7 protein-coding genes and 2 pseudogenes are annotated in these 8,945 nt (G+C 49.3%); 5 read left to right on the plus strand and 4 right to left on the minus strand.

Features of this window, described 5'->3' with window-relative positions; genetic code table 11:
- The first annotated feature begins 147 nt into the window (after positions 1-147).
- From bioF to Q0986_RS17000, 4 genes and pseudogenes are all read left to right on the plus strand, one after another.
- Entirely contained in the window at positions 148-1,326 is a 1,179-nt protein-coding gene (gene bioF, locus Q0986_RS16985) for an 8-amino-7-oxononanoate synthase (RefSeq protein WP_299413162.1), read from the plus strand.
- A gap of 364 nt (positions 1,327-1,690) precedes the next feature.
- Positions 1,691-2,035: pseudogene (locus Q0986_RS16990) on the plus strand (helix-turn-helix domain-containing protein); the annotation flags it as partial.
- A gap of 174 nt (positions 2,036-2,209) precedes the next feature.
- Positions 2,210-2,992, plus strand: coding sequence for a carbonic anhydrase (locus tag Q0986_RS16995; RefSeq protein ID WP_299413169.1), 783 nt, complete (start codon positions 2,210-2,212; stop codon positions 2,990-2,992).
- 98 nt (positions 2,993-3,090) lie between these two features.
- Complete coding sequence (locus Q0986_RS17000; protein WP_299413172.1) at positions 3,091-5,088, plus strand: amylo-alpha-1,6-glucosidase; 1,998 nt, start codon at positions 3,091-3,093, stop codon at positions 5,086-5,088.
- Between the two features lie 2 nt (positions 5,089-5,090).
- Here the strand turns inward: Q0986_RS17000 and Q0986_RS17005 are convergent, their stop codons facing one another.
- A complete protein-coding gene (locus Q0986_RS17005; protein ID WP_299413175.1) occupies positions 5,091-5,558 on the minus strand; it encodes a HugZ family protein in 468 nt (155 codons plus the stop codon).
- 79 nt (positions 5,559-5,637) lie between these two features.
- On the opposite strand from Q0986_RS17005, the pseudogene Q0986_RS23025 reads away from it, so the two are divergent.
- Positions 5,638-5,919 (plus strand): annotated as a pseudogene (locus tag Q0986_RS23025) (AarF/ABC1/UbiB kinase family protein); the annotation flags it as partial.
- A 67-nt stretch (positions 5,920-5,986) separates the two neighbouring features.
- Here the strand turns inward: Q0986_RS23025 and Q0986_RS17010 are convergent.
- From Q0986_RS17010 to Q0986_RS17020, 3 genes are all read right to left on the minus strand, one after another.
- Positions 5,987-6,682 (minus strand): hypothetical protein, encoded by a 696-nt coding sequence (locus Q0986_RS17010; RefSeq protein WP_299413178.1) that lies wholly within the window; start codon positions 6,680-6,682, stop codon positions 5,987-5,989.
- 133 nt (positions 6,683-6,815) lie between these two features.
- The gene (locus tag Q0986_RS17015; RefSeq protein ID WP_299413180.1) at positions 6,816-7,190 is read right to left on the minus strand and encodes a hypothetical protein; all 375 of its coding nucleotides are present in this window, start codon (positions 7,188-7,190) and stop codon (positions 6,816-6,818) included.
- A 150-nt stretch (positions 7,191-7,340) separates the two neighbouring features.
- Positions 7,341-8,195 (minus strand): hypothetical protein, encoded by an 855-nt coding sequence (locus Q0986_RS17020; RefSeq protein WP_299413185.1) that lies wholly within the window; start codon positions 8,193-8,195, stop codon positions 7,341-7,343.
- Positions 8,196-8,945: the final 750 nt, after the last annotated feature.

Consider the following 8,945-nt stretch of genomic DNA (forward strand, 5'->3'; position numbering starts at 1 on the left):
GCTAGCTCTGTATGTAATGTTACCTGACTGTCCAGCTCCCGCATGAAGCCCAGTCACCAAGCGTTACATTTCGCAAAAAGACTCGTAACATTTCGACAACTATAAACAGCAGGGTTGTGAAGGGTCCTGCTTGATCTCACCACTGTGATGGCGGCATACGACTGGCTTCAGAAAGCATTAACGACGGTTCATAAGGCGAATTGGTATCGCTCCGTTAAGTTAATGGATGGCCCAGGTCCTACTGGGGTTCTGAATGGGCAAGAGGTGCTGAATTTTGCCAGTAATGATTATCTAGGACTGGCTGGTGACCCGCGCTTGGCGGAGGCTGCAATCGCCGCAATTCATACCTATGGAACCGGCAGTACCGGATCGCGGTTGCTCAGTGGTCATCGGCTGATTCATGAGCAGTTAGAACGTGCGATCGCAACCTGGAAACAGACGGACGCGGCTATTGTCTATAGCTCTGGCTATCTCGCCAATATCGGTACGATTACAGCCCTAGTCAATCAACGAGATTTAATTCTGGCAGATACCTACAACCATGCCAGCCTTAAAAATGGAGCGCGGTTGAGTGGGGCTACCCTCCATGAATTTGGTCATGCCAATGTCGCAGAGTTGCAAACCCTTCTAGACACCCATCGCGCTCACCATCGTCGCTGTCTGCTGGTCACCGATAGTGTTTTTAGTATGGATGGTGATTTATGCCCACTGCCGGACCTGATTGCCCTAGCTGAACAGTATGACTGCATGCTCCTGATTGATGAAGCCCACGGCACTGGCGTATTAGGAACAACGGGGGCAGGCTGTGTGGAACATTTTGGCTGTCGCGAGGCAGAACTAATTCAGATGGGGACGCTCAGTAAAGCTCTGGGTAGCTTAGGCGGCTATGTGGCGGGTTCCGCCAATCTAATTGATTACCTCCGCAATCGCTCCACAGGCTGGATTTATACCACGGGACTCTCGCCTGCGGATACGGCAGCGGCGCTAGCAGCGGTGGAGATTATTCAAGAGGGGAGTGAGTTGCGATCGCAACTTTGGCAACGGGTCACTCAACTCAAACAAGCCTTAACCCCCCAACTGGCCGCTAAAGACAAACCTCTAAAAATGCAACTCTTGCCTTCAGAGTCCCCCATTCTCTGCGTGCAGATGCCCACTCCTGCATCGGTATTACAGGCTAGTCAGCAACTCCTTGATCAAGGGATATTTGCGCCAGCCATTCGTCCGCCCACCGTTCCTACCAGCCGAATTCGAATCTCGGTCATGGCCACCCATCAACCTGAGCAGATCGATCAACTCACTGACGCTTTAGCCTGTCTAAATTCATGATTCTTGCGCAGGACGTGCTCATAAATAAAGCCCAAGACTTACTTAACACGACCGTCGAAGGATCCTTATCCTTTCGTTCTAAACCATGCAGTTTTAAGAATGCTTGTGAATCTTCCAGGTTAGACGATAGTGTTCAACGCAGCTCAATTTGCCCCTGCGGAATCGCTCTTTTCGCTTTTGAGCCCACCAAAAACTATCAGGAAGACATTACACCTCTGTAAATTAAGGATTTCTTTATTCACTATTGCAGTTTTTGTCTTGTAAGTTGCCATCAGTTGCTCAGAGGAACGAGATGCCTGCTCGACCGTTTCAACTCAGCCACACTGACCACGCTTATCTTCAGACCCTTCTGCATCAAGATCAGATGGGGATCAAACAGTTTAAGCGCGCTACAGGGTTGCTGGAGTTAGACCGAGGGAAGCCCATCATCACGGTTGCTCAATCCCTTGGCGTATCACGCACGACAGTTAGCACTTGGGCCAAGCGGTATCGTCAAGAAGGGTTGGAGATGCTGCATGACAAACCCCGCTCGGGTCGTCCAATTGAGATTGATGGCACCCAACGGGCCAAGATTACTGCCTTAGCCTGCAGTGATCCACCGGAGGGTTACAGTCGTTGGAATCTGCGGTTATTGGCCGACAAAGCGGTCGAACTTCAGTACTGCGACCATATTTGTCATACGCAAGTTGCTCAAATTCTCAAAAAACACCCTCAAACCGCCTCTGCCAAAAATTGGGAGCCTTGACAATGACTCCCAGGCAATCTTGGTACAAACCCAGACTTAACGGATAAAGGATTGACTCAGCAGGGTTAAAAATCCTGATTCTTCTACGATAGTGATTGATTTACAGTCAGAATAGCTCATTGTGTTTATTCAAGCGGAATGGTCAAGTTAACTATGCGCTCTTTACAAACGGTCTTGTCTCGCCTGGTCGGTCTGGTATATCTGATTTGGATGTTGTTTGCCACACCTGCGATCGCAGTTCCCAACTGGAGTTATGAAGGCTCATCGGATCCCGGCCATTGGTCAGAGTTACAGTCAGACTATGCCCTCTGTGCAGCGGGTCAGGCTCAATCGCCGATCAATTTGCGTTCGCAAGATCTGAGTCGCGATCACGAGACGCTGAGCATCGACTATCATCCCGCTCCCTTGGATGAAGTCAACAACGGGCGCACGTTAACCATGAACTATGCCGCCGGGAATTCACTGGCTCTGAACAATCAAACCTATGAGCTAGTCCAGTTTCATTTCCATGCTCCCAGTGAGCACCTGATCGACAACAAAGCCAGTGCGATGGAATTACATCTCGTGCATAAGAATGCTGCCAATGAGCTGGCGGTGCTGGGGGTGATGATTCAGCCAGGAGCCACAAACCCTCTATTGGATGAGCTTTGGCAAAATATGCCTGTGGTGGAAGAAGAGAATATCCCTCAGTTAGAGATTGATGTAAATTCGTTATTGCCGCGCGATCGCAGTTTTTACCACTACCAAGGATCACTCACCACACCGCCCTGTAGTGAATCCGTTAACTGGGCCATCCTGAAGCAACCGATTCAGGCTTCCCGCCAGCAAATTAATACTTTTAAATCGCGATTTCATGCCAATGCCAGACCCGTTCAGGCGCTCAATCATCGCACCATCCAGTTTTCTGATTCCTTAAGTTAATCGATCATCCCTCACCCATTGACTCACAATCCTCCTAAGCTAGCGGAACAGAAAGCATCGTCTTGGTAAGGTGACAGGCTACATATGGGGGAGAACGCATGATCCAGTTGGGGCGGGAGATCACGGGCGATCTCACCACAGCCGCTTCCCGCGAATGGTTCGTCACAAACGGCATAGGTGGATATGCTGCAGGCACCGTCGCGGGGCTACTCACCCGCCGCTACCATGGACTACTGATCGCAGCTTTGCACCCCCCCTTAGAACGGACGCTCTTGGTAACAAAACTAGAAGAAACCGTTCTCTATAACGGTGAGATGTTTAACCTCTTTACCAATCAATGGGCCGACGGAAGTGTTGAGCCCCAGGGTTATCGCTACATTGAACAATTTCAGCTAGAAGGAACCGTTCCCTGTTGGCACTATGCCTGTGCCGATACGTTGCTGGAAAAGCGAGTGTGGATGCAAAAAGGTGAAAACACCACCTACGTCCATTATCACCTCAGCCGTAGCAGTGGCCCTGTGGCCCTCTCCATCAAAGCGTTGGTGAATTATCGAGATCACCATAGCCAAACCCATACCCATCAATGGCAAATGCAAACGCAGTCTGTGGCCCAGGGCGTTCAGATTACCGCCACGGACGCTGCCCCTCCCTTTTATTTACTGGTCAGCCAAGGAGGGTTGGTCACCCAGCATGACTGGTATCAAGGCTTCGTATTAGCTCGAGAACACTATCGCGGTCTAGACGATCAAGAGGATCACCTCCATATCACGACCGTAGAAGTGGTGTTGAACCCCGGAGATAGCCTCACGGTGGTCGCGAGCACCCAACCTCATGCCCATTTGGACGGTGCGACAGCCCTGCTAGAACGCCACTTTTATGAAGAAACGATTCGCAGTGAACGCCAGATCACGCCTGCCGCTTTGCCTCCCTGGGTTGAGCAATTGGTTTTAGCAGCCGATCAGTTTATTGTGGATCGGCCTGTAGCAGACGCTCCAGAGGGCAAAACCGTGATTGCAGGCTACCCCTGGTTTGGCGATTGGGGACGAGACACGATGATTAGTCTACCTGGCCTGACCCTATCAACGGGGAGACCCCGGATCGCGCGGACGATTATTCGGACCTTTGCCCAATATTTAGACCAAGGGATGCTGCCCAATGTTTTTCCCGAGGTGGGCAAGCAGCCAGAATACAATACTGTCGATGCAATTCTCTGGTACTTCGAAGCTATCCGCCTCTATATGGAGACCACCCAAGACAAGGGCCTGCTCCAAGAGCTGTTCCCGAGTTTGGTACAGGTGATTGATTGGCACCGCCAAGGCACACGCTATCAAATTCATATGGCGGAAGATGGGTTACTCTATGCCGGAGAAACCGGTGCTCAACTGACCTGGATGGATGTCAAAATTGGCGATTGGGTGGTCACACCTAGAATCGGCAAACCGATTGAAGTCAATGCCCTGTGGTACAACGCCTTGCGGAGTATGGAACAGTTTGCGCAACAGCTCGGCCAACCTCAGCACGTTTATCGAGATATGGCACAACGGGTGCTGGACGGGTTCCAGCGATTTTGGCAGCCGACCCAAGGCTATTGCGCCGATGTGTTAGATGGTCCTCAAGAAGATGACCTGACGCTGCGCCCGAATCAGATTTTTGCCGTATCGTTACCGCTTGTGGCAGGGGCAATGGATGCGCCTGCTCTGCTGACGTTCGAGCAGCAAAAGGCAGTGGTGGAGACCTGTGGCCGATATTTACTCACGTCTTATGGGTTGCGATCGCTCTCCCCCGACGATCCGCAATACCAAAGCACTTACGGGGGCGACCAAGCCCAACGCGATAGTCGCTATCACCAAGGCACAGTTTGGGGTTGGCTACTTGGTCCCTATGTTCAAGCCCATTACCACGTCTACAAGGACCCTGAACAAGCCTTATCCCTGCTCACCCCCATGGCCAATCATCTCCAGACTCATGGCCTGGGCAGCATCAGTGAAATCTTTGATGGCGATCCACCATTCCATCCCCGAGGCTGTTTTGGCCAAGCCTGGTCTGTAGCAGAAGTACTCAGGGCCTGGATGGATATTGCACCGCAGCGAACCTGAGATCAGTGAACCAACTGCTCGGGTTCTAACCAGAAAATCTTGCCAAACCCGCCAATAAAGCGAATCCGCACCGGCGTAATCTCATAGAGTTGAAAGCCATGGGTATTTTGATAGCCTTCCGCTTCTGGAAACCGCTGAAAATACTTTTGATATTTAGCTTCGTTCTCGGCACCAGAGGTTTCTAAGGGCATGGCCCGACCCAAAATACTGGCTCGTCCATGCTTCTGCAGATCCTCAGCCCCATCTTGCAGATTCTCCAAAATAATTAAGGATACTCGATTGTCTTGAGCGATGTTTTTGGTGTGCTGGGCCAGATTGCTAATAAAAATAAGCGGATTATAGGTGTCTGTCAGACTATAGGGGGTGACGGACCCAAAGGGGAAGCCTTCCACAGCCACTGAATAGGTTGACAGGACGCCAAAGCTTTGTTGTTCGATCAGCTTTTTAACTGCTTTTGCTTCTGAGGACATGGGGCTACCTACTGTAGTGTGCAATCCACCCTTTATCTTAGGTACAAACGCGGTAAATGACGACGATGGCAGATTTCTATCGCCCCGACAGTTAGAGCAACGGCTAGACCAAGTGACGTCGGAATCCTTGCAGTGGAACTGAAACCTTTTGGGTCTGAATGGCTCACGGATGACGGTAGATAATGCTGCCAATCACCTGTCATTCAGGATTTTGGTGGGATCGCTGATTATAGGGGCAGCAATGATTTCGGCAGAGAAGCAGACGGCCTTGTACTGATTGAGCAATACCCTGTTTGCGGTGGCGAGCTTCTTGGGATTAGGGTTGGCGGTTAGTATTTTGCGATCGAGGAATTTACGCTGAGTTGAATTTTTAGGTGTAAATTCATTGGCTTTGATAGGTGTAACTGTGGAAAGGCTTTACCGTTCCACTATTCGACATCATCCTCTAATTTGGTCAGGTTACTGGTCTGGATGACTTTTCTTTGGGAGAGATCAATAATACTCACCATTTTCGTTCCATTTTTGACATACACCACCAGCAAGCGATTGCCAGTTAAAGGCTGTAAGTTAAAAAGCTGACTGATATCCGTCAAGACTTCAACATACTGTTTGCCAAAAGCATCTGAGATCGCAATAGTTCGGTGATCTCTGCTGTCTAGATACTTGTCTCCATTGGTATCCTTCTTGAGCACCTGATAGACAAAGCGAGCCGTTTTCTTGATCTTCTTTGCTTCTGGATTGGGAGCTGGTTCGTCGAGAGGATATTGTTTGGCTTCAACAATCGTGTATTGATTTGTGTCGAACAGGCTGTGAGACTCTAGGGAACCCGAATCAAGAAAAACAAGGTTGGCAATACCGCCCCCTTGTCGTGAATAGAATTCAGAAGAGGATATGCGAGATTTGCCTGCTTTCACTTGTGCGATATTAGCGACCAGATAAGGTGTACCAGGAATGGATTCAAAGGCCTGTAGGACTTTATCGGGCTTTGGATCGGTTGCTTGATCTTGAACGTCAGCCAACCTTCTAACGATGGGGACCCGATTACAGGCCCAGAACAGAGGAGTGCTCATCAACACTACCAATGCCGTTAACCCACCTTTAGATATGACAGATGGCTTGAACATGCCGAAAAAATCTCTTACCCGATACCCAGTCTTGTTGCCATACTCTCATCTAGCACTGACTGACGCATTGATAGACATCACACCCAATGTTTAATCGCTGGGTATAGCAAAACGTCCGCAAGATAAGCATGCGCTAAAAATGGATGTCTTCTTGTTCCAACTCCATCAACGTCTGGGTCAGGATCTTAACCGTTCGTTGGCGCTGTTTCCAGGACTTGAGGGAAGCAGGATAAATGGCTAGCCAGTGATTAAACCCTTGGTAAGTTGTACTGTTTTTGCAAACTAAGTTTTTCGTTGCCGGTAAATGTTTTTGCTGCAATATCTCAATGCAGTGCCTGACTTCATGGGAGGAGGCAAACTCTAAGGCAAACCCATCGACTGTTACTAACAGGTAGGGAAATCCTTCCCCAAAGACACAGGGCGGGAAGGCGGGGTCATACTGATCTGCGTTTCTCCATTCTGACGTTGGAGAAGCTTTATGAACCGCTTTGTGCACCCACCAACTCATGGGACTGAACCTGCGCTGCGGATGATAGATTATTTGCCATTTTTTCATGCCTGATTCTGTATCTGAACCTTCATCCTTTTGAAGGACGGTTAAACTGCAAAAGCTCTTCACCGAAAGGCATCTCAAGTTCTTGCCTCTACACATCTGGGGTTACCAGGTGTGTTTTTCCCAGTCTGGCCATTGAACTTTAATCTCTTCTAGTAACCATCCACCAATGGTTGTAGAGTCTTCATGGGAGGCATAGACAATCCAGTCCAAACGATTCGATGTCCAGTAGCCTTCATTGCCATTGTACGCAGGGTCAAATAGAGAAATGTCCTGCTCGTATTCAATTCCGTAGTCCCGCAGCTCCCAAATGCGGGTAATGCCGCGAGTGGACAACTGATCGATCAGGCTGAAAGAGTCGCAAAACGCTTCAAATGCCTCTGTGTTAAAGGCCGTGATATCTGGCAAGCTGCGTGGGTGGAGTGGATGCCAATAGGGACCGATAATTTGCCAACGGTTGCGGAGTCCCTGCCACAGGGTTTTGGACTCGGTTAGGGACAAAACCCGCTGATAAGGTAAGGGCTGAACAGCCTGGAGTTGGGACTCTGAGAGTGCTTGAATGTAGGTGCAGAAGGCTTCTCGTTCGTCTGCGATGGCCGAAGGCCGGTCGGAGACCATCGCATCGTCCACGTTAACGCCAAATGTGGCCTGAGAAATTTGGGGTGGCGGTTGCCCCATATTGGGATGCGGCGGCATTTTTTGAGCGCTTCTGCCAATTTGCACGATGAGATCGCGAGTTGTATCAATATCGTCGAGGTGATCGGGGTCGAGTCGCTCAAGTTCTATGCAGATGATCGTGAGCACGTCGGAACGGGCATAGCTCTCTAACAGCATCTGCTGATAGTTGCCCTGATCACGAGGTATGGTTTGCCGTATTTCAGTCGTGTGCTGATACCAATAGTTTGATTGCGTTTGGCAGTAATGACGAGCCGCTGTGTGAAGCGCTAGGTTGGCAAGCATGAGATAAATAAAAGGCTCATTCGTTGGGATGACTATTCTCTGGTGTCAATGCTTATTTTTCATCTCAGACAGAGAAGCCCGTCATCACTGTTTGATTTTTCTTAGTAACACTATAAGGCTGATCTAGCCTTGAAACTGTTGTAGCGAGTGAGTGTTCCTTCTCTTCTCTTCAGTTAAATGACAGACTCTTGTTACCTCCAGCATCACTGGTACGGAATGGATACAAGGTCACAGAGAGTGAGCAGTTAGCCTCTGCAATTAAGTAAACGGATTCAGCAGTTAGGGCATAAGGATAGGCCCATGTATCTCCACATTCAAATCCAAGATCGAATTCTCGAAGGTAGCAATTGTCCCATTGTTGTTTAGCTTGAGCTGATAACTGAGGCAGGACTGCCAGTATGACCTGAATCGCAAGATCAGCGCCGGAGTCTTCACTCAGGTTACTTTCTATTGTGGCGTGCCAGTGCCCATTATCAGCTTGGAAATGATTCAAAATACAGCAGGTCTCCTCAAACTCATGGCATAACATTGTCAGACGTTCATGGGACCGTAGCTCAAGGTCAGTATTCAAATACTATGTTTGCTGTTGCATGCTGCGGCAGTTCTTCTCTCGTATTTCACCTTGTTTTACCTGACAAACCTGGAACGCAATGAGTTATAAGTATTTCTGGTGTATGAGGCCGTAGATAAAAAAAGGCGTATCCTTCTGGACAAGCAAACGTACAGAGAGAATACACCATGACTCAAGAT

The organism is Acaryochloris sp. IP29b_bin.148, assembly GCF_028285565.1.
GTDB lineage: Bacteria > Cyanobacteriota > Cyanobacteriia > Thermosynechococcales > Thermosynechococcaceae > Acaryochloris.

Excerpts from the sequence above, each read along its gene's own strand:
- Q0986_RS17005 (WP_299413175.1), bottom strand. The coding sequence starts at position 5,558 with ATGTCCTCAGAAGCAAAAGCAGTTAAAAAGCTGATCGAACAACAAAGC.
- Q0986_RS17020 (WP_299413185.1), bottom strand. The coding sequence starts at position 8,195 with ATGCTTGCCAACCTAGCGCTTCACACAGCGGCTCGTCATTACTGCCAA.
- Q0986_RS17000 (WP_299413172.1), top strand. The coding sequence starts at position 3,091 with ATGATCCAGTTGGGGCGGGAGATCACGGGCGATCTCACCACAGCCGCT.
- Q0986_RS16995 (WP_299413169.1), top strand. The coding sequence starts at position 2,210 with ATGGTCAAGTTAACTATGCGCTCTTTACAAACGGTCTTGTCTCGCCTG.
- Q0986_RS17015 (WP_299413180.1), bottom strand. The coding sequence starts at position 7,190 with ATGAGTTGGTGGGTGCACAAAGCGGTTCATAAAGCTTCTCCAACGTCA.
- Q0986_RS17010 (WP_299413178.1), bottom strand. The coding sequence starts at position 6,682 with ATGTTCAAGCCATCTGTCATATCTAAAGGTGGGTTAACGGCATTGGTA.
- bioF (WP_299413162.1), top strand. The coding sequence starts at position 148 with ATGGCGGCATACGACTGGCTTCAGAAAGCATTAACGACGGTTCATAAG.